11 protein-coding genes, 25 tRNA genes, 1 rRNA gene, 2 pseudogenes, 1 riboswitch and 1 other annotated feature are annotated in these 20,978 nt (G+C 40.5%); of the genes and pseudogenes, 3 read left to right on the plus strand and 36 right to left on the minus strand.

Annotated elements, in window-relative coordinates:
• Positions 1-39: 39 nt before the first annotated feature.
• Together leuS and CYK55_RS12190 are read right to left on the minus strand one after the other, a co-directional pair.
• Positions 40-2,454, minus strand: a complete 2,415-nt coding sequence (gene leuS, locus CYK55_RS12185) for a leucine--tRNA ligase (RefSeq protein ID WP_034689778.1) — start codon at positions 2,452-2,454, stop codon at positions 40-42.
• Positions 2,455-2,544: 90 nt separating this feature from the next.
• Positions 2,545-2,757: a binding site (T-box leader), on the minus strand.
• Between the two features lie 70 nt (positions 2,758-2,827).
• Positions 2,828-4,843 (minus strand): LysM peptidoglycan-binding domain-containing protein, encoded by a 2,016-nt coding sequence (locus CYK55_RS12190; RefSeq protein ID WP_126134370.1) that lies wholly within the window; start codon positions 4,841-4,843, stop codon positions 2,828-2,830.
• A 365-nt stretch (positions 4,844-5,208) separates the two neighbouring features.
• Here CYK55_RS12190 and CYK55_RS12195 point away from each other — a divergent pair, with 365 nt between their 5' ends.
• The 3 genes from CYK55_RS12195 to CYK55_RS12205 are packed head-to-tail and all read left to right on the plus strand — an operon-like array spanning position 5,209 to position 7,396.
• Positions 5,209-5,865 (plus strand): phosphatase PAP2 family protein, encoded by a 657-nt coding sequence (locus CYK55_RS12195; RefSeq protein ID WP_034689781.1) that lies wholly within the window; start codon positions 5,209-5,211, stop codon positions 5,863-5,865.
• Entirely contained in the window at positions 5,865-6,827 is a 963-nt protein-coding gene (locus CYK55_RS12200) for a TIGR01212 family radical SAM protein (RefSeq protein WP_034689782.1), read from the plus strand. The genes CYK55_RS12195 and CYK55_RS12200 overlap by 1 nt, the downstream gene beginning before the upstream one ends.
• The gene (locus CYK55_RS12205; RefSeq protein WP_034689785.1) at positions 6,821-7,396 is read left to right on the plus strand and encodes a tRNA (mnm(5)s(2)U34)-methyltransferase; all 576 of its coding nucleotides are present in this window, start codon (positions 6,821-6,823) and stop codon (positions 7,394-7,396) included. The genes CYK55_RS12200 and CYK55_RS12205 overlap by 7 nt, the downstream gene beginning before the upstream one ends.
• A gap of 232 nt (positions 7,397-7,628) precedes the next feature.
• Here CYK55_RS12205 and CYK55_RS12210 read toward each other — a convergent pair.
• The 34 genes and pseudogenes from CYK55_RS12210 to rrf all read right to left on the minus strand — a co-directional run.
• Positions 7,629-7,997: pseudogene (locus CYK55_RS12210) on the minus strand (DUF5626 family protein); the annotation flags it as partial.
• Between the two features lie 1,203 nt (positions 7,998-9,200).
• Complete coding sequence (locus CYK55_RS12215; protein WP_023520486.1) at positions 9,201-10,970, minus strand: ABC transporter ATP-binding protein; 1,770 nt, start codon at positions 10,968-10,970, stop codon at positions 9,201-9,203.
• Positions 10,971-10,972: 2 nt separating this feature from the next.
• A pseudogene (locus tag CYK55_RS12220) lies at positions 10,973-12,684 on the minus strand (ABC transporter ATP-binding protein).
• Positions 12,685-13,028: 344 nt separating this feature from the next.
• Positions 13,029-13,565 carry an acyl-CoA thioesterase gene (locus CYK55_RS12225; protein ID WP_034689791.1) on the minus strand — a complete coding sequence of 179 codons (537 nt, stop codon included), beginning with the start codon at positions 13,563-13,565 and terminating at the stop codon, positions 13,029-13,031.
• Positions 13,566-13,571: 6 nt separating this feature from the next.
• On the minus strand, positions 13,572-14,363 hold the full coding sequence (locus CYK55_RS12230; RefSeq protein WP_034689792.1) for an alpha/beta hydrolase: 792 nt from the start codon (positions 14,361-14,363) through the stop codon (positions 13,572-13,574).
• A 57-nt stretch (positions 14,364-14,420) separates the two neighbouring features.
• A complete protein-coding gene (locus CYK55_RS12235; protein WP_034689793.1) occupies positions 14,421-15,899 on the minus strand; it encodes an MDR family MFS transporter in 1,479 nt (492 codons plus the stop codon).
• A 185-nt stretch (positions 15,900-16,084) separates the two neighbouring features.
• Positions 16,085-17,278: a methionine adenosyltransferase gene (gene metK, locus CYK55_RS12240; protein ID WP_034689797.1), complete on the minus strand. Its 1,194-nt coding sequence runs from the start codon at positions 17,276-17,278 to the stop codon at positions 16,085-16,087.
• Positions 17,276-17,356, minus strand: a riboswitch (SMK box riboswitch). Its footprint overlaps the gene before it by 3 nt.
• 461 nt (positions 17,357-17,817) lie before the next feature.
• The gene (locus CYK55_RS12245) at positions 17,818-18,204 is read right to left on the minus strand and encodes a hypothetical protein (protein ID WP_126134372.1); all 387 of its coding nucleotides are present in this window, start codon (positions 18,202-18,204) and stop codon (positions 17,818-17,820) included.
• Positions 18,205-18,571: 367 nt separating this feature from the next.
• Positions 18,572-18,643: transfer RNA gene (locus CYK55_RS12255), tRNA-Glu, on the minus strand.
• Between the two features lie 20 nt (positions 18,644-18,663).
• Positions 18,664-18,737, minus strand: a tRNA-Ile gene (locus tag CYK55_RS12260).
• 11 nt (positions 18,738-18,748) lie between these two features.
• Positions 18,749-18,819, minus strand: a tRNA-Gly gene (locus CYK55_RS12265).
• 4 nt (positions 18,820-18,823) lie between these two features.
• Positions 18,824-18,896, minus strand: a tRNA-Phe gene (locus CYK55_RS12270).
• A gap of 3 nt (positions 18,897-18,899) precedes the next feature.
• Positions 18,900-18,972: transfer RNA gene (locus tag CYK55_RS12275), tRNA-Asp, on the minus strand.
• An 18-nt stretch (positions 18,973-18,990) separates the two neighbouring features.
• Positions 18,991-19,064: transfer RNA gene (locus tag CYK55_RS12280), tRNA-Met, on the minus strand.
• A 12-nt stretch (positions 19,065-19,076) separates the two neighbouring features.
• Positions 19,077-19,166, minus strand: a tRNA-Ser gene (locus CYK55_RS12285).
• Positions 19,167-19,179: 13 nt separating this feature from the next.
• Positions 19,180-19,251, minus strand: a tRNA-Glu gene (locus CYK55_RS12290).
• Positions 19,252-19,265: 14 nt separating this feature from the next.
• Positions 19,266-19,353, minus strand: a tRNA-Ser gene (locus tag CYK55_RS12295).
• A gap of 24 nt (positions 19,354-19,377) precedes the next feature.
• Positions 19,378-19,451, minus strand: a tRNA-Ile gene (locus CYK55_RS12300).
• A gap of 12 nt (positions 19,452-19,463) precedes the next feature.
• Positions 19,464-19,534 (minus strand) — tRNA-Gly (locus CYK55_RS12305).
• A gap of 1 nt (position 19,535) precedes the next feature.
• Positions 19,536-19,611, minus strand: a tRNA-Asp gene (locus tag CYK55_RS12310).
• A gap of 18 nt (positions 19,612-19,629) precedes the next feature.
• Positions 19,630-19,703, minus strand: a tRNA-Met gene (locus CYK55_RS12315).
• Positions 19,704-19,715: 12 nt separating this feature from the next.
• Positions 19,716-19,805 (minus strand) — tRNA-Ser (locus CYK55_RS12320).
• 22 nt (positions 19,806-19,827) lie between these two features.
• A tRNA-Ile gene (locus CYK55_RS12325) sits at positions 19,828-19,901 on the minus strand.
• A gap of 14 nt (positions 19,902-19,915) precedes the next feature.
• A tRNA-Met gene (locus CYK55_RS12330) sits at positions 19,916-19,989 on the minus strand.
• 28 nt (positions 19,990-20,017) lie between these two features.
• A tRNA-Ala gene (locus CYK55_RS12335) sits at positions 20,018-20,090 on the minus strand.
• A 17-nt stretch (positions 20,091-20,107) separates the two neighbouring features.
• A tRNA-Pro gene (locus CYK55_RS12340) sits at positions 20,108-20,181 on the minus strand.
• A 9-nt stretch (positions 20,182-20,190) separates the two neighbouring features.
• A tRNA-Arg gene (locus CYK55_RS12345) sits at positions 20,191-20,264 on the minus strand.
• Between the two features lie 10 nt (positions 20,265-20,274).
• Positions 20,275-20,360 (minus strand) — tRNA-Leu (locus CYK55_RS12350).
• Between the two features lie 17 nt (positions 20,361-20,377).
• A tRNA-Gly gene (locus CYK55_RS12355) sits at positions 20,378-20,449 on the minus strand.
• A gap of 10 nt (positions 20,450-20,459) precedes the next feature.
• Positions 20,460-20,532, minus strand: a tRNA-Thr gene (locus CYK55_RS12360).
• A 26-nt stretch (positions 20,533-20,558) separates the two neighbouring features.
• Positions 20,559-20,640 (minus strand) — tRNA-Leu (locus CYK55_RS12365).
• Positions 20,641-20,647: 7 nt separating this feature from the next.
• Positions 20,648-20,720, minus strand: a tRNA-Lys gene (locus tag CYK55_RS12370).
• Between the two features lie 3 nt (positions 20,721-20,723).
• Positions 20,724-20,796: transfer RNA gene (locus CYK55_RS12375), tRNA-Val, on the minus strand.
• Between the two features lie 12 nt (positions 20,797-20,808).
• Positions 20,809-20,924: ribosomal RNA gene (gene rrf / locus CYK55_RS12380) — 5S ribosomal RNA — on the minus strand.
• Positions 20,925-20,978 lie beyond the last annotated feature (54 nt).

Below are 20,978 nucleotides of genomic sequence, written 5' to 3' on the forward strand. Positions count from 1 at the left end.
GGCATCTCATTTTTATACTTTTTTATTAATGCTTACTTATTAATTTGCGACGATGTTGACTAATTTATTGGGAACCACGATCACTTTTCTGATTGTTTTTCCTTCTAATTGTTCTTTGATACTATCATCGTCCATCGCTGTTTTTTCTAGTTCTTCTTTTGATAAGTCACGTGCAACACTGGCTTTTGCACGAACTTTTCCATTGATTTGGAAGACGACTTCTACTTCATCTTCAATCAAAGCAGCTTCATCATAAGTTGGCCATGGTGCATAAGAAAGATCTTGTTCATTGCCTAAGATCGCCCATAGCTCTTCCCCAATATGAGGAGCGATTGGTGCTAGCAATTGAACGAAGCCTTCGATATATTCATAAGGTAAGGCATCGACTTTATATGCTTCATTGACAAAGACCATCAATTGAGAAATCGCTGTATTGAAATGTAGATTTTCGTAATCTTCTGTGACTTTTTTAACTGTTTGGTGATATACTTTGTCAAGTTTACCGTCATTCAGTGTCGTGATCCGATCACGCATTTTATTGTTTTCGTCCACGATCAAGCGCCAAACACGATCTAAGAATTTACGGCTACCTTCTAATCCATTTTCACTCCAAGCAATCGATGCGTCTAATGGGCCCATGAACATTTCGTAGAGACGTAACGTATCCGCACCATATGCTTCTACGACATCGTCAGGATTGACGACATTGCCACGAGATTTAGACATTTTTTCGTTGTTTTCTCCAAGGATCATTCCTTGATTGAACAATTTTTCAAAAGGCTCTTTTGTTGGTACCACGCCAATATCGTAAAGAAATTTATGCCAGAAGCGAGCATACAATAGGTGAAGTACCGCATGTTCTGCCCCACCGATATAAATATCTACTGGTAACCATCGTTCTAGTTTTTCATAGTTAGCTAATTCTTTTTTATTATGTGGATCGATATAGCGTAGGTAATACCATGAGCTTCCTGCCCATTGTGGCATCGTATTCGTTTCACGACGGCCTTTTTTACCTGTTTTAGGATCAACGACATTGACCCACTCGTCAATGTTTGCTAATGGTGACTCCCCTGTGCCACTTGGTTGGATATTGCTTGTTTTTGGTAAACGTAGTGGTAATTCTTCTTCTGCTACTGTTGTCACTGTGCCGTCTTCCCAATGGATGATTGGGATTGGTTCTCCCCAATAACGTTGACGAGAAAATAACCAATCACGCAAGCGATAGCTGACTTCTTTTTTCCCAACGCCATGTTCTTCCAACCATTGATTCATCGCATCGATGGCTTCTTTTTTATTCAATCCGTTCAAGAAATCAGAATTGATATGCGCACCATCTTCTGTGTAGGCAGCTGTTGAAGTATCGCCACCTTCGATGACTGGTAAGATTTCTAGATCAAACGCTTGTGCAAACTCGTAATCACGTTCATCATGTGCCGGTACTGCCATGATCGCACCTGTGCCATAAGAAGCTAACACATAATCAGCGATCCAGATAGGGATTTCCTTACCATTTACTGGGTTGATCGCATACGCCCCTGTAAATACGCCGGTTTTTTCTTTAGCAAGATCTGTTCGTTTAAGATCTGATTTTTTCGCTGTCTCTGCGATATACGCTTCGACTGCTTCTTTTTGTTCTGGAGTTGTGATCTCACGAACTAAGTCTAGCTCTGGTGCTAGCACAGAGTAGGTTGCCCCAAATAACGTATCTGGACGTGTGGTAAAGACCGTATATTCTTTGTCTGTGCCAGCCACTTTAAACGTGATATTTGCTCCGACTGAACGACCGATCCAGTTACGTTGCATTTCTTTGATGCTTTCGGGCCAATCCACAAGCTCGAGGTCATCGATCAAACGATCTGCATAAGCGGTGATTTTCAGCATCCATTGACGCATTGGTTTGCGGATGACATCATAGCCACCACGTTCACTTTTGCCGTCGATCACTTCTTCGTTTGAGATCACTGTACCTAGTTCAGGTACCCAGTTCACTGCTACTTCTGCTTCATAGGCTAACCCTTTTTCATATAATTTAGTAAAGATCCATTGTGTCCATTTGTAGTACTCGGGGTCTGTTGTGTTGACTTCACGATTCCAATCGTAACTAAAACCAAGTGAATTGATTTGGCGACGGAAGGTTTCAATATTTTTTTGCGTAAATTCTGCAGGGTCATTCCCTGTATCCAATGCGTATTGTTCTGCTGGTAGTCCAAATGCATCCCACCCCATTGGATGTAACACGTTGAAACCTTGACTACGTTTGAAACGTGCTAAGATATCTGTTGCAGTATAGCCTTCTGGATGCCCAACATGTAGACCTTGTCCTGATGGATATGGAAACATATCCAACGCATAGAATTTTGGTTTGTCTGGTTCATCATGCGTATTGAAGGTGTTATTTTTTGCCCAATATTTTTGCCATTTTTTTTCAATTTCTTTGTGATTATAGCTCATCTTGAACCCCCTATTTTGATGTAATGATCTGTTTTTCTTTTAGCATCTGGCCTTGAAAAACAAAAAAATCCTATAAAAAGATTGCTCTTTTTATAGGACGTAATCTACGTGGTACCACCTAATTTTGCCTTACTAAACAAGGCCTTGAACGTTGTAACGGTCGTCACCGCCTCTGCTTACTGGGAGAACTGTTCAGCAGGTGCAACTCAAAGGCGAGTTCAAAAGCGTCCGTACACATTTTCACCAACCATGTGCTCTCTAAAACTTTCGACTTTTTACTACTTCCTTTTCAAACGTTGATCAACTAAATTTTTAGTAGCTTCATAGTAACAAATATTATTGAATCAATCAACTATTATTTCAGTCAGATCGATTATTTTGCAACGATCAAACTTTGCCCTGGGTAGATAAAGTTATTTTTGATGTTGTTCCACTCGATCAATTGCGCCATTGAGATGCCATGGCTATCAGCTACACCCCAAACGGATTCACCTGCTTTGACCGTGTAACGTTTGCCATCATTAGACGTAGGTGCTGCTGTTGTATTTCCTTTTTTCACGACCACTTTTTGGCCTGGATAAATGAAATTATTTTTGATATTGTTCCATTCAATCAGTTGATCCATCGTGATGCCGTGTTTATCAGCTACACCCCAAACAGATTCACCTGCTTTGACCGTATAGATCGTATCACCAGACGTTGATGTGTTCGTTGCTGCTGACGTATTCGGTGTGCTTGGCGCAGCTGCCGGCGTTGTTGTCGGTGTAGATGTTGGTGCTGCTGTACTACCACCTTTTACGATCAGTTTTTGACCTGGATAGATGAAGTTATTTTTGATATTGTTCCATTCAATCAATTGGTTCATCGAGATCCCATTTTTATTTGCGACGCTCCACACCGATTCACCTGCTTTGACCGTGTAGGTGCCTGATCCTTGACTTGCTGTGTTTGAAGTCGTTGGATTATTCGTCGTTGTTGAAGGTGCTGGACTCGTTGATGCAGTGCTTGATGCGCCACCATTTGAAACAACCAACTGTTGTCCTGGGTAAATAAAGTTGTTCTTGATGTTGTTCCATTGGATCAACTGGGCCATTGAGATACCGTGGGCATGAGACACACCCCAGACAGAATCACCTGCTTTGACCGTATATTTTGCACCAGAAACTGAAGCACCTGTACTTGGTGTTGATGGTGTTGTGCTTGGTGTCGATGGTGTATTTACAGAAGCAGACCCACCATTAGAAACGATCAAGCTTTGTCCTGGATAAACAAAATTATTCTTGATATTATTCCATTGGATCAATTGTGCCATTGAGATGCCGTGGGCATTCGAGATACCCCAAACAGAGTCACCTGCTTTGACTGTATAACGCGTACCGGACGAATTGTTTGTTGTTGTTCCAGCAGAACTGCTACCTGCAGAAGCTGTATTGTTTCCTGAATTTGTTGTTGAAGATCCGCCAGCTGTACCACCTTTGATCGTCAATTTTTGTCCTGGATAAACAAAATTATTTTTAATATTATTCCATTCAATCAATTGTGCCATTGAGATGCCATGAGCATTTGAGATGCCCCAAACAGAATCACCAGATTTTACTGTGTACGTCGTTGAACCAGTAGTCGTACTTCCACCAGTATTTCCTGTATTCGTGCTTCCTGTATTTGTACTTCCTGTGTTACCTGTATTAATCGTATTGCCGCCAGTAGTCGCACCACCGCCTGCATTTCCAGTTGCTGGTGTGTCATATTTAGTCAAGCCATACGTCATGATAAGATTGTTTAATTTTGTCGCATAACTTGGGTCCGTCGCATAGCGTCCTGTCAAATGGGCAGTAGCATCCGTATAAGAACGAGTATTACTCTTCCAAGCACCTGCATAGTAGTAGCCATTACCAAATGAAGTATTTCTAAGTACATAGGCATTGTCACTAAAAGACTCTGCGAAAGAAGGATATTGACGGAAAGGTTCTTTTTTCGTCACCCATTGGTTGTTCAAGAATTCAAGCGTGTCCATATAAACAGTTTGTCCTTGGTAGCTTCCTTTGATCCCAAATAAGTTATGATAAGGTGCACGTGATAATGTACTGCCACCCCAACCACTTTCGACAACTGCTTGAGCGATCATTACTGAAGCATACAAATCGTTCGCGTTTGCGATCGGTTGTGCAAATGTGGCAATTTCTGTGATAAATGCAGCGGTATTGATCCGAGAGTTCATTTGGATCGGTGTTTCATCCGCATTGACAGCGACTGATTGTAATACTGGTGCTACAGCTGAACAGCCCACCATTGCGGTTCCGACGATTGCCGCACTTCGCTTTACTTTACGGTAACGCTTTGCTTGTTCCAGACGTCTGCGTTCTTTTCGTCCTACTAATTCCTTTTGCATATACTATCCCCCATATTTAATTACTTTTATCTAGCCTTATCAATAATTATAACTTCTCTTAATATTTATTAAAAGTTATTTAAGACTATTACGTTGTTTTGTAATCTTTATGTAATCTTTCGTAATTTTTTGATTTGACGCTTTTGTTAACCCTTTAATCAAACGATTCCGAGTTATTAAATTATATATGACCACCTATTTTTTTAATTAAATATGTCGGGTATATTACTTGAGGGTTGCTATTACATTACAACTTGCATAACAATATATTTTTATTCATTGCTCCAAGTGAACAGGAATAGAAAACTCTTGTTTTTCGTTCTTATAATAAATGCTATAATGATTGGGCATGAAGGAGGAGTTAAATGAAAAATAAAAGAATCTTCCAAATCTCAGCCGCAAGTTGCTTCTTGCTTTTTCTAGCGTTGAGTCTACTTGTCTTATTTCGTGTGGATCTATTGTCTAGTTTTGACCAAACGCTGACCCATTGGATTCGTATTCCTTATCCTGATTGGAATCCATTTCAGCGGTTGATCACGACATTTGGAAATGCAATAACTGTCATTTTAGTATTTGGATTAGTTGCTCTTTGGTTATGGTTCAAGAAAAAAAGAAAAGAACTTTATTGGTTTACCCTCAATTTTGTGCTAATTGCTGGGATCTTAAATCCACTGATCAAGCTGCTAGTGATGCGTGACCGTCCAAGTCTTCAACATTTAGTTGTCGAAACGACGTATAGTTTTCCAAGTGGACACGCTGCAACGAGTATGATCTTGTATGGCACACTGATTTTTTTGATGCCATCTTTGATCAAGACGAGAGATTGGGCATGGATGATCCAAGTATTGTTAGGTTTACTGATTCTGAGTATTGGCGCTAGTCGTGTCTATCTGGGTGTCCATTATCCTAGTGATATCCTCGGTGGATATAGCTTGAGCCTGTTTTGGTTATGCTTGACTTATCCTTGGTATGTCCAACAACGCTTGCCATTTACACAATCAAATAGGAAGAAGGGATTTTAATGGAATTTCCTTATGCTGAAGGAAATAAACGTTACCATTCTTGGAATTATGCGTTACGTCATGAATTTGGTGGAAAAATTTTTAAAGTACCGATCGATGGTGGCTTTGATTGTCCCAATCGTGACGGAACAGTTGCCCACGGTGGTTGTACTTTTTGTAGTGTTTCTGGATCTGGTGATATGATCGTTGCTCCAGAAGAGCCACTACCGATCCAGTTTCAAAAAGAAATCGATATGATGCATAAAAAATGGCCACAAGTGAATCAATACATCGTTTACTTTCAAAATTTCACAAATACCCATGCGCCAGTCGAAGTCATTCGTGAACGATTTGAACAGGTCATCAACCTACCAGGTGTCGTGGGTTTATCAATTGGTACCAGACCAGATTGCTTACCCGATGAAGTCGTGGATTACTTAGCTGAATTGAATCAACGTTTATACTTATGGGTAGAATTGGGCTTACAAACGACTTATGAAGAAACCTCCGACCTGATCAATCGGGCACATGATTATCAAACGTACCTAGACGGTGTTGCTAAATTACGGAAGCACAACATACGTGTATGTACACATCTGATCAACGGATTGCCAGGAGAATCATTAGAAATGATGCGGGAAAATGTTCGTCGCACGATCTTAGATTCTGATATCCAAGGAATCAAACTACATTTGATGCACTTGATGCGTAAAACAAAGATGTTACGTGACTATCACGAGGGCAGACTGCAATTGATGAGTCGAGCCGATTATGTATCTGTCATTTGTGACCAATTAGAAATGATCCCACAAGAGATCATCATCCATCGTTTAACTGGTGATGCGCCTTGGGATTCATTGGTCGGTCCGATGTGGAGTTTGAAAAAATGGGAAGTCTTGAATGCGATCGATGAAGAAATGATTCGTCGCAATAGCTATCAAGGAAAATACAATATTCGAGAAGGAGTCAAAAGCGGATGTTGAAAACGGCACTTCATTATAGTCATACGCTATTGGAGGAAATCATCCAACCAGGAGATCATGTGATTGATGCCACGATGGGCAATGGGCATGACACTTTATTTCTGGCAGAAAAAGTCGGAAAAACCGGTCAAGTATATAGTTTTGATATTCAACAGCAAGCATTGGCGTCCACACAACAGAAATTGTCAGAGAATGGCTTATTGGAGCGGGCGACCCTGTTTTTACAAGGGCATGAAACCATTGGTGAAGTCATTGCTGAACAACAGCCGATCAAAGCCGGTATTTTCAACTTAGGCTATTTACCAAAAAGTGATAAATCCGTCATCACCCTACCTGAAACGACAAAAACAGCGATGGAAGAAATCTTGAAACGTTTAGTTCCACAAGGTCGCATGATCATCGTCGTTTATTATGGCCATCAAGGTGGCGAAGCAGAACTAGATATGGTCCAAAGCTTTTGCCAAGCGTTGCCTCAAGAACAATTCAATGTTTTGAATTATCAATTTATCAATCAAAAAAATAATCCTCCGATCTTGTATTGTATCGAAAAAAAGAAACGCCACAACTAATAAAAAACTCCTTGTCTTCTAGTATGATAAAACTGAGAAGATAAAGAGTTTTTTCATTTTTTAGCAGAACCTAACGACCAATTAGAATTCTATTTTCTTAATGACCCTCACTTGATCACATTTGAGCTATGATTTGGTGAAATACTGTTTTAGCATACGAATGATCAATATTGTTACGCCTACTGCCAAAATAAAACTGATGATGGCTATTATTATTCCTAGAGCCCCCATCCTATTTAACAGTTACGACCAAATTATTTGAGCTATTAATTGATGCTCTTAACCAGCCACTCCATCCGCCAAAATCCCATATCGGAGTTCCAAACTCAAAATAATAAGTTGCTTGTTTTGTGCTATCTCTTTTCAATGAACTAGATTTCACACTAACCCCCACATGATAGTACCAAGGATCATAAGCACTACTAATACTAATACTATTACTACTTACTCTAATATTAAAGCCGCAATTAAAGATTACTGAATAATAACAGATATTCCATACTCCATTACCTAAACGTAAATGGTTATCAAACACTGGTTCAGCAACAATTTTCGCTGTTGTACCACTTGCCAAATGTATCTCTTTAGTCTGTACCATGTTTTTTGATAAGTCAAATTCTACTCCACTACCTCCTTCTTCTTTTACAAGAACGGCAGAATCATCTGCTTCTACTAGCGGTTACGCTTCTACAATTTTAGTTGGCATGAAAAATATCAATATCAGAGTGATTGCTATAACACTAATCAAATCGATTACTTTACTAAATTGCTTTTCTCTCCACATCTTAAGTTCCCTTCTTTCTTTAACACATTTTTCATTTTTACTGCATGGAACATTCCAACTACTCCTACTAACGCTCAAACTAGATTTAGTTTTATCCTCCTCATTTTTATATTTATATAAGTATGGCATGCAGTCTTCCTATTTATATGCAAGTGAAGTTAGGATGAGTTCATTATGCATGGGCATGCAACTAAATGATGTATTAATAGTTATTCTGCTATAATTAATTATATCAACTTTAGAATATCGGGATTTTTTCTTTTTTCTTTTAAAAAAACTTCATACTATATATTCTCTGATTTATTTTTATAAAAAAACTACCTCACCTCAATAAACGAATAGCCACCTCATCTAAAATTGGAGATTTCAAATGCGCTATAAAATTTTTTCTGTCTGTTTCGGACAAGGGAAGTAAGATGTACTCATGAATCTATTCTTTGATTTTATCTTTGTAATCACGGCAGAAGTAACCGCTCATTACATCTGCAAATGGTTTGATTGTAGAATTGCCAAAAAAGACAGTAAGCCTACCTGTTAGGTCCTATTGAAACGTAAAAGAAAACCACTAGCCCGCCAGCTAGTGGTTTTTGCTCTTAATATGAACCTGTTCTTTGTTGAATACATTATACTATAATACAATTAATATTCCAGTGTGTCTGTGTATTTAGAATAGAAATTCATCGTCACTTCTATTGATCAAACGATTATCAAGAGGAATACTTGATTAAGTTCTTTTTATTTTACATAGTCATGGTTCCTAAAATCATTAACCTGGCTTAATAAGAAATCACAGATTCACTTTCCAATAACTGAAAACTATTTGCCATAACTTTTGTTACATAAGTATATTAGCCTTGCTAATTTTCCAAGGTTCATGTTTGGATTCATCCAAAAACGCCAATCAGACTGCATTACATGAAAAACACCAAACCAAGGGCTTCTTGATTTGGTGCTTTTCGACTTCCATTTGAACATTCGTTACACAATGACGGGCGTGAGACATTCGTTCTCTCCCACCACCTATTCAAACACAAACTGATTATGATACAACTCTGCATAGAAACCATCTTCTGCTAATAATTGATGATGGTTTCCTTCTTCGATCACTTTGCCATCACGTAAAACAACGATGCGATCAGCGTTCAGGATCGTCTTCAAGCGATGGGCGATCACGAAACTTGTCCGACCTTTGATCGCTTCATCCATTGCTTTTTGGATTCTTGCTTCAGTTACTGTATCCACGTTACTTGTTGCTTCATCTAAAATCAATAGGTCTGGATTCGTGATGATTGTTCGCGCGATACTGATCAATTGCTTTTGCCCCGTACTGAACAAATTATTTTCCTCAGAGACGTGGGTATCATAGCCATGTTCGAGCGTCTGGATAAAGTCATGGATATTTGCTTGTTTCGCTGCGCTAACTACTTCTTCATCCGTTGCATCTGGTTTACCAAAGACAATATTGTCTCGGATCGTGCCAGAAAATAGAACGGATTCTTGTAGAACAATGCCGACATGTCGACGCAATTCGTCTAAATCATACTCGCGGATATCTGTTCCGTCAATGCTCACAGAGCCACCGTTCACATCATAGAAGCGATTCAACAAGTTCATGATCGTTGTCTTACCTGAACCAGTTGGGCCTACTAAAGCAACCATCTCGCCTTTATTCACATCAATAGAAACATCATTTAAGACTAATTTCTCTGGACTATAGCCAAAATCAACATTCGTCAACGATAAGCCCTTTTCGATCCCTGCAAACGGTTTGCCGTTTTGTGGTTTCACTTCATCTTTTTCAGCAAACATTTCATTCAGTCTTCGCGCTCCAGTGATCGCTAACTGGATCATACTGTAGCCAGAAGAAATTTGCATCAATGGTTGATAATATTGTTGAGAATATTGGACGAAAGTAACTACTAATCCTAGCGCTACTGAACGTTCCAAATCACCATTCAACGCTAACCATCCACCAAAGAAAATCACGATCGCGGTATTAACTAAAGACATGCCTTGCATCATTGGGAAAAGCAACCCTGAGTATGCTTGTCCTTTAAATGTTGCTTCACGAACAGTTTGATTATGAGCTAAGAAGCCTTCGATTGTTTCTTCTTGCAGACCATTCGTGATGATCACGCGTTGACCACTGATCTTTTCATCCATATAACCATTCAATTTACCGACTTCATCTTGTTGGATGTCGACATATTTGCGGGCTTTTTGAATGACTAGGACAGCAATCAAAATCGCGACCGGTGTAGAAGCAATCGTCGCCCAAGCAAGTTGGACATTTTGGCGGAACATCATGATCAAGATACCAACTAATAGAACCGCATTCGTGATCACTTGAAGAAGTGCCTGGTTCAAACTATTTTGGATATTATCCAAATCACTAGTGAAGCGACTAAGAATCTCCCCATCTTGATGGGAATCAAAAAAGCGGATCGTTAATTTTTCTAATTTATTGAATAATCCAATACGCATCCGGTTCGTTGATTTTCCAACCACTTGTGTAAATAAAATACTGTAAATAAAATTTGCCGCACTGGCTAAAACATAAAACATCAAAAGCTTCCAAATAATCGAAAGGAAATTGCTTTTATCATCGACACCTTGCATCAAAGCAGTAATATAATTTGCTAATTCTTGGAAAGCTTCCCCGATATATTGAGGTGCTTTTACTTGTAAGTAAGTTGCTGCAATCACAGTAATAAAGATAAAGAAGAAGGAAACCTTGTACCGCTTTAAATAATGATAGAAAAACTTACTTGCTTTAATCAAATCAGTCATGGCTACTCCTCCGTTCCTTTTTGAGTTTCAAAAATCTCTTGATATACCTGATTGTTTGCAACGAGTTCTTCATGCGTTCCTTCACCCACTAGTTTCCCTTCATCTAGTACCAAGATGCGGTCTGCTTTGACAACAGAAGCAATCTTTTGAGCGATAACGATCGTTGTCGTGTCTTTTAACTCACGATCAAGGGCTTCGCGAACCAGTCTTTCTGAACGAGCATCTAATGCACTGGTACTGTCATCTAGAATCAGGATTTTTGGCTGACCGATCACACCACGTGTGATAGATAAACGTTGTTTTTGTCCACCAGAAAAGTTACTACTACGTTCTTCGACTGGTGCTTCATAACGATCAGCTAATTTCTCGATAAATTCTTTGGCTTGAGCGATAGAAGAAGCATTTTCCATATCCTTTTCTGTTGCATTCTTGTTCCCTTGACGTAGATTCTGGGCAATCGTGCCTGAAAAAAGAATCGCTTTTTGTAACACAAACGAGACGGTTTTTCTTAAACTGTGTTCATTCACTTGTTGTAGATCAACACCACCAACTTCTACTTTCCCTTCCGTTGGATCGAACAAGCGTGGAATCAATTGTGCTAAAGTTGACTTTCCTGCTCCGGTTGCCCCAACAATACCAATCATTTCACCAGGCTCGATCGAAAAAGTGATATTTTTGAGTGTGTCTGCATCATCACCAGGATAACGGAAAGACACGTTTTCAAAACGAACAGAACCAGTCAATTCTTGTTCAGGTACATCTAGATAAGTTAAATCTGGTTCAGTATCTAAGATCTCTTTGATCCGTTTCAAGGAAACAGCGGCTCTTGAGGTCATCATCATCATCATACCGCCGATGATGATCGCCATCATGATCTGCATCAAATAGTTCATAAATGAAGCAATACCACCAATCAGAGTTGGATCATCTTTTGCAAGATCACTGACGAAGAAGATTGCTCCCACCACAGCTAAGTTCGCAGCTAACATAAATGAGGGATCATGACTGAAAATAATGTTCCAACAATGATATTGTGCTTCGTTAAATCTTCACTGACTTTACTAAATTCATTCAACTGATTTTCTTCTTGGACAAACGATTTGACTACTCGAATCCCCATTAGATTTTCTTTTGCGATACTATTAACTTTATCGATCAGTTTTTGGATGATCATAAAGTGCTTGCCCATACGTGTAAAGGACAGCGCTGTGATCAAGAATACAGTAACGATCAAAAGAACGATGATCCACCACAACTGAGGCATTGTTGCCATCGCAAGAATAAATGCACCAATAAACAGAAACGGGATACGGAACAAAGATTGCAAAGAAATCATAACTAAGTTTTGGATCTGCGTAATATCGTTCGTTAAGCGCACCACTAAATTTCCAGCAGAAAACTGTTCAATATTACCAAATGAGAAGGTCTGGATCTTGCGAAATGCTTCCTCCCGGATATCTGCACTGACACCCTGTGCGACTTTAGCAGAAAATATCGTGTTCGTGACTCCAGCTGCTAAACCTAGGAGTGCTAAACTAATCAAAGAAATGCCAATCGTACGCATTTCATCGCTGTCTTCCGTGATGATTGCTTCTAATACTTGTTGCAACAACTTAGGTTGCCAAAGCGTAGCTGTCACCATAAGTGCGACAGAAAGCAAAGAAACAAAAACAGCTAATCGATAGTTTTTTGCATGTTTTAAAATAAGCTTCATATTTGTGACTTACACCTCTCTTTTTTTATAATAAATCGTCCTATTTTATAATTCGTAAAAATAGACCGACTAACAATTTACCATGTTTGAAAAAAGAAATCAACCTGTAATTTTTTAACGCTGGAACTACTTTTATAATAGAAAGAAACTTTAAAGTATCTGTTTTTAAATACACCTTCTTTCTTCTTGAGTTTATCTTCCTCTCACTATAAAAGGTACGTTATAGAATTCTTCTTTATTATGCTTATTTCCAATCCGTTTAGCACTTATCTTGCTCGCCACAATAAAAAAGAAGTGATCTTGATCGATCACTTCTACATTTCTTCTACCATTCATAAGTAGACTTATTCTCGTTCTCTTGTCCAAGGAAGATCTAAAGATAAATTAGCGGCAAATTCTTTATAGGCTGTCCTCTCCTGCTGTCTCGTAGTACGTCTTTCATCATATCCCTTGCAGACTAATTGTTCTTCTGCTGATTCAGGAATGACATGTGGCACCGTAAATTCTTTTTCAAGGTTCATATGTGAAGGAACCGCAACGAATGTCGTAAAGCAAGTAGCAGCCAAATAGCGTTCACCTGTCGTTAAGTTTTCACCGATGATTTTCACAAAAACCTCCATTGATTTCTTATGGGCACCTGACACATAAGATTCCACGCAAACGGAATGATTTTCATGCAGAGGCTTCAAAAAATTTAAACTATCTAAAGAAGCAGTGACTGCTCCTCTGCGACAATGACGGGTGACCGAAATCGATGCTGCATCATCGATCATTGTCATTAGTTTCCCTCCAAAAAGATACCCAAATGGATTCAAATCAAAGGGAAAGATCCGATGTGTTTGGATAACCATCGAGTCTTTGCAATACTTTGTTTCTTCCATAAGTTGTCAGCTCCTTTTATTGAACAACCAAGCGAGAGCTCGTTGGATCCATTGATCCCAAAAAATCCAATCATGTTCTCCAGGACCATGTTCAAATGTCACATCGATGTTGTTTTCTTTTAAAATTTCTGCCATTTCTTGGTTGGCTTGATAGAGAAAATCGGATTCACCACAAGCAAGATACATACGTGGTGGTTCTTTGTCACTTTTTGCTAAGGTTTCAACAAGGTAAGCTGGATCATTTACTGAACCTTGAATGCTATCTAGTGGACCAAAAATCCCTTCCCAGAACTTGGCTTGACGGATCATCAATAAGTCATCCATTCGATTACCAACCGACACCGCACCTGAGAGAGAAATAATAGCTGAGAAACGTTCGGGCTTTGCTAACCCTAATTTCAACGCACCATATCCACCCATTGAAAGACCGGCTGCATACGTTTTTTCTCGTTTCGTTGTCAGTTGTGGGAATAATTCGTGACAGATTTCTGGTAATTCTTCTGAGATAAACGTCCAGTACTTCATATCATACGTTGTGTCTGTGTACCAACCTAAATCCGTTGATGGCATGATGACGGCTAACCCGTAATCCGCCGCATACCTTTCAATGGAAGTCCGTCGTTGCCAAACACTATGATTACCTCCCATACCATGTAACAGGTAAAGCACTGGAACATCCGTCATATTTGCCGACGTACTTGTCCCAATCACTTTTTTGGTTGTCTGAGGTAAGATCACATTTAGATTGACTTCCATTTCTAATACGTTTGAATAAACATTTGCTTGAATAAATGCCATATGTTTTTCGCCTTCTTTACTTTATTCAGATCATTTTTCTGATAACAATCTGTAAATTTACTTGTATTCTTTTATTGTAGCATTTTTTTGACGAATTAAAAATGTTAGCCCTAGCGCAATGATGACTAATAATAAGCCTACCAGATAGACTTGGTGTAACCCATGATACAAAATTTCTCGTAATGGTGTTAATATTTCTGCATCAATCATTTTTGCTGTTTGTGGATTGACTAATTTGTTCATGATATCCGGATCGTCTGTCAATTGTTTGGCAGCAAGTTCGGCTTGCGTGATCCGGTTGATCAATAATCCAAAAACTGCGACCATCACTGTTTGCCCAATGGTGCGAACTAACGTATTAAACGAAGTGGCAACACCCATTTGTTCTGAAGGTACACTGTTTTGTGCGCTGACAGTCGATGTTGTCATTGTAATCCCTAAGCCGACACCGATGATCGTTGAAATCAGGAAGAACCATAAAAAATTACTTTGAAATGGCATCAACCAAAGTCCTGCACCACCGATAATGGTAATGAACAACCCGATACGTAACACTCGATAGGTGGTCATCTGGGTCATCCACTTACTTGCTAAGAACGAACCAACCATCCAAACAAGAGAAAGTGGTGCCAAAACTAATCCACCAATTGCCGCATTAAGTCCTAAAACTCCTTGCATCCACATTGGGATATAGACATCGATCCCCATTAAAAAGCCACTTGCTAAAGCTGCTGCCGCATTCACAACGACAAAAAGCGGGTTTTTAAATAGGTGAAGCATGATGACAGGATCTTCTGCTCGTTTTTCGACGAACAAGAATAAGAAAAAGAATAAAACACTCCCTATCAATAATGCCAACACAAATGGTGTCAGCCCTTGATCACCTAGTAATTGAAAACCTAGTAACAGTAAAACCAACGTAAACATCAAACTAAAACTACCTTTAAGATCCATCGGTTTCGCTTCACGAGTTGTTTTTGGTTCATTGAGATAGAGCCAAATCAGTAACATCAGTAATAACCCGATCGGCACATTGATAAAGAATATCCAGTGCCAACTCAATGCTTCCACAATAAACCCACCAGCTAATGGACCAAACACACTAGCGATTCCCCAAGCTGAACTATTCAACCCTAACACTTTTGCTCGTTTTTCAATCGTGTACAAATCGCCAATGATCGTCAATGCGACTGGCATCATTGCTCCTGCACCCATCCCTTGAATTGCCCGCGAAATAATCAAGACAAGCATAGATTGAGAAAGCCCACAAAAAAGTGAACCGATAATAAATAATAGCGTACCAAAAATAAAAATTGGTTTTCTTCCAACTTTATCTGCAAGCTTTCCATAGATGGGTGTCAACATGGCATTCGTCAATAAATAAATCGAAAACACCCAGTTCATCATTTCCATGCCGTGCAGTGATCCAACGATCGTTGGCATTGCAGTCGTAACGATTGTCCCCTCAATCGCCGTCATAAATGTAGCGATGAACACGCAGATCGTTACGACTTTCACGTTTGTTTTTCTTTCCATTCTCAAGCCCACTCCTTATCGTAACTTCCGTTATTTAAATGGCACCATCTGCCTAATAAACTTCGACTCTGCTAAAAAAGCCAAAATACTCTAAAAGTAGCATAAGCTACTTTCGAATATCCCGGCTTACTGGTCTACATTTGATGTGCGTCACACGCAGCGAACACATTCAATTCAAACATAAATTATTTAGCTAAACTAGCTTTTAATACATCTACTTTATCTGTTTTTTCCCATGGCAAGTCAACATCTGTACGTCCAAAATGACCATATGCAGCTGTTTGTTTATAGATTGGACGACGCAAATCAAGCATTTCGATGATTCCCGCAGGACGTAAGTCAAAGTTTTCTCTTACCGCAGCAATCAACGCTTCTTCTGGCACTTCTGCCGTTCCAAAGGTATTGATTGAGATCGAAACAGGTTGAGCGACACCGATTGCATAAGCCAATTGGACTTCTACTTTACGAGCAAGTCCTGCTGCTACGATATTTTTCGCAATGTAACGTGCCGCATAACTTGCTGAACGGTCAACTTTCGTTGCATCCTTCCCAGAGAAAGCACCGCCGCCATGACGGGCATATCCACCATACGTATCAACAATGATTTTTCGTCCTGTCAATCCAGCATCTCCTTGAGGTCCGCCGATCACAAAACGTCCAGTAGGGTTAATATAATATTTTGTTTGTTCGTCCAGTAGTTCTGCTGGAATAACTTCTTTGATCACTTTTTCAATGACATCTTGGCGGATTGTTGCATTATCAACTGCATCATCATGTTGTGTCGAAATAACGATCGTATCAACTCTTTCTGGTTGTCCTTGGTCATTATATTCTACAGTGACTTGTGATTTTGCATCTGGGCGCAAATATGTTAATTCTTTTGATTTACGCAATTCAGCTAAACGTCGTACTAAGCGATGACTTAAGGCAATTGGTAATGGCATCAATTCTGGTGTTTCGTCCACTGCAAAACCAAACATCAATCCTTGGTCACCAGCGCCGATTTCATCTAATAAATCTCTTTCTTTTTCGTCACGGATCTCAAGTGCTTCATCCACCCCTTGAGCGATATCTGGTGACTGCTCGTCAATTGCTGCCAATACTGCTACAGTGTCACCATCAAAGCCGAACTTTGCACGAGTATAACCAATCTCTTTGACTGTCTCACGTACCACTTTTTGGATATCCACATATGCTGTTGTAGAGATTTCGCCAAATACTAAAACTAGCCCCGTCGTTACAGACGTCTCACAAGCTACTCTTGCATTTGGGTCTTGTTCTAGGATCGCATCTAAAATCGCATCACTGATTTGATCAGCGACCTTATCCGGATGTCCTTCTGAAACAGATTCTGATGTAAATAAATGTCTTTCTACCATAATTATGATTCCCCCTAGTTAAATTCGGTTACAAGGCATCTCCGTTCGTACGGATCCTCTCGGGAACTTGCAACGAGTCAAGTATAGCAGATAAACAGATTTTACGCTCGTTTTTTTGTTACTTTTTAGAAAAAAGAGAAAGTTATAAAAATGATAAGGAAACGACTTTTTTAGAATAAATACACTAGAAGGAGTTCGTGTGTTTTAGTTCGTAAAATCAGTTATTGAACGTATTTAATTGGCTCTTTTTCTATTGCCTTTTTAGTTCATTTATTGCTGGCTTTCTGGTTAGATCTTTACTTGTTACTTTTGCCTGATGTTTGACTTGAGAAAGCATAGAAAAAAATTGATTTTCTCGTGAGGAACAAATAGCAACTTCATCCGAAGCAGTTCCCAGTGTGTGTGCAGCTTGCCTACTGGTATTATACCAAGGTAAGGGAATCCATTATTTACTTATTCGATTAGAGTAATTAAATTTTTCAATTCTGTTGCGGTGATTGATTTCTTTCTGAATTTCTATTGTTTATTCCTGAAGAAAATCAATCGAAGAATCGATTATTTCTTTTGCTATATAGATGATAAGATAGTTCCTCTTCAAACACAGAAAAAGTAGCCGGAAAAATTAGAAAGTCTGTGGGGTCATCACTTCTCAAGTTTAGTAATAATTCTTGCATCTTCATGGGTTTCTTGGTCTCGAAAATCTGTTTCGAGTATTTTAATGATTCAATAATGTGTGCCTTTCGTTCCTTATCAATGAAAAAGGTATCTTGATCATTTTGGATCATTTTTTCATACAGTGTAAAAATCATTTCTAGTCCGCTATAAAAGCGATCATTTTCTTTCAAAGACAGATTCATAGCAAGCATATCAATTCTTTTCTTAAAATCATTTATTTCCATTCGTTCTTTTTTCGATTGTTTCTTCATTGATTCATCTAGGGTTAGATAATCAACCAACAGTTGGTTGTATGAAATGTAAAATGAAAGCGACTAAATATAGAAATGGGATCATAAATTCCTTCCAAACATCTTATAGTTACGGGAAATTGGAAGGAACACACAATAATATTAAGGCCAACAAACCAATGACTCATAGATACCGTCATTCCTGCCATTTTTGTGACCGTATTTACTTGATCTAAGGCTAGGTTATCCCAGATCGATCCAAAACAAAAAGAATCAATCGAAGCGTATTTCTACTTCGATTGATTCTCGATGAAATTCTATCAATTTGAACTCGCCAACACTACTTGTCAAAGAGCAAAAAAAAGATACTTACTTGAAGTATCTCCGATGACCCGTACGGGATTCGAACCCGTGTTACCGCCGTGAAAGGGCGGTGTCTTAACCGCTTGACCAACGGGCCAGGTAAAAATATGAAAATAATGGGCCTAAATGGACTCGAACCATCGACCTCACGCTTATCAGGCGTGCGCTCTAACCAGCTGAGCTATAGGCCCATAAAAACTAAAGCGGGTGACGAGAATCGAACTCGCGACAACAGCTTGGAAGGCTGTGGTTTTACCACTAAACTACACCCGCAGTATGGCGCGGGACAGAATCGAACTGCCGACACATGGAGCTTCAATCCATTGCTCTACCAACTGAGCTACCGAGCCAAACGGTTCCGACGGGAATCGAACCCGCGATCTCCTGCGTGACAGGCAGGCATGTTAACCCCTACACCACGGAACCAATGTTTTTAGTTTTTAATTGCGGGAGCAGGATTTGAACCTACGACCTTCGGGTTATGAGCCCGACGAGCTACCAGACTGCTCCATCCCGCGATAATATAAAAAAGGAGGATAAGGGATTCGAACCCTTGCACGGTTTTACCCGCCTGACGGTTTTCAAGACCGTTCCCTTCAGCCGGACTTGGGTAATCCTCCAATATAAAGTTAATGACCCGTACGGGATTCGAACCCGTGTTACCGCCGTGAAAGGGCGGTGTCTTAACCGCTTGACCAACGGGCCAGATAAAAATGAAACGGAGAAGGAGGGATTTGAACCCTCGCGCCGGTTTCCCGACCTACACCCTTAGCAGGGGCGCCTCTTCAGCCACTTGAGTACTTCCCCAAAACCATTAAGATTTTGAATAAATGGGCCTAAATGGACTCGAACCATCGACCTCACGCTTATCAGGCGTGCGCTCTAACCAGCTGAGCTATAGGCCCATAAAAACTAAAAGCGGGTGACGAGAATCGAACTCGCGACAACAGCTTGGAAGGCTGTGGTTTTACCACTAAACTACACCCGCGTGGCGGTCCCGACGGGAATCGAACCCGCGATCTCCTGCGTGACAGGCAGGCATGTTAACCCCTACACCACGGAACCAATGTTTTTAGTTTTTAATTGCGGGAGCAGGATTTGAACCTACGACCTTCGGGTTATGAGCCCGACGAGCTACCAGACTGCTCCATCCCGCGATAATATAAAAAAGGAGGATAAGGGATTCGAACCCTTGCACGGTTTTACCCGCCTGACGGTTTTCAAGACCGTTCCCTTCAGCCGGACTTGGGTAATCCTCCAATATGAAATACAACGTCGCTATGGACCTTGTAGGACTCGAACCTACGACCGGACGGTTATGAGCCGTCTGCTCTAACCAACTGAGCTAAAGGTCCAGGCTCTTAAATAATCGCGGCGGAGGGGATCGAACCCCCGACCTCCCGGGTATGAACCGGACGCTCTAGCCAGCTGAGCTACACCGCGAAAAAAAGTATTCATTATTTAAATGAAATGGAGCCTAGCGGGATCGAACCGCTGACCTCCTGCGTGCAAAGCAGGCGCTCTCCCAGCTGAGCTAAGGCCCCTTGAAACTATTTACTAATCGGGAAGACAGGATTCGAACCTGCGACCCCTTGGTCCCAAACCAAGTGCTCTACCAAGCTGAGCTACTTCCCGTAAAACTAACGCGCCCAAGAGGAGTCGAACCCCTAACCTTTTGATCCGTAGTCAAACACTCTATCCAATTGAGCTATGGGCGCATATTTGTAATGCCGAGGACCGGAATCGAACCGGTACGGTGATCACTCACCGCAGGATTTTAAGTCCTGTGCGTCTGCCAGTTCCGCCACCCCGGCGCGTAGTACATTGGCAAAGCGGAAAACGGGGTTCGAACCCGCGACCCCCACCTTGGCAAGGTGGTGCTCTACCACTGAGCTATTTCCGCGTATTTACGATGCCGGCTAAAGGACTTGAACCCTCGACCCTCTGATTACAAATCAGATGCTCTACCAACTGAGCTAAGCCGGCGTAAAAAAATAGAATAAATCATATGATGCGGGTGAAGGGACTTGAACCCCCACGCCGTAAGGCGCTAGATCCTAAATCTAGTGCGTCTGCCAATTCCGCCACACCCGCAAAAATATGAGCCGTACAGGGCTCGAACCTGTGACCCTCTGATTAAAAGTCAGATGCTCTACCAACTGAGCTAACGGCTCATATGGAGGTTAACGGGATCGAACCGCTGACCCTCTGCTTGTAAGGCAGATGCTCTCCCAGCTGAGCTAAACCTCCAAAGATAACAAAGCGTGGCGGCGTCCTACTCTCACAAGGGGCAACCCCTCACTACAATCGGCGCTAAGAAGCTTAACTTCTGTGTTCGGCATGGTTACAGGTGTATCCTTCTCGCCATCGCCACCACACTTGGTGTTATCTATCTTTGAGTAAATCTTGTTCACTCAAAACTGGATTTGAAG

The organism is Enterococcus mundtii (assembly GCF_003957375.1).
Taxonomy (GTDB): Bacteria; Bacillota; Bacilli; order Lactobacillales; family Enterococcaceae; genus Enterococcus_B; species Enterococcus_B spodopteracolus.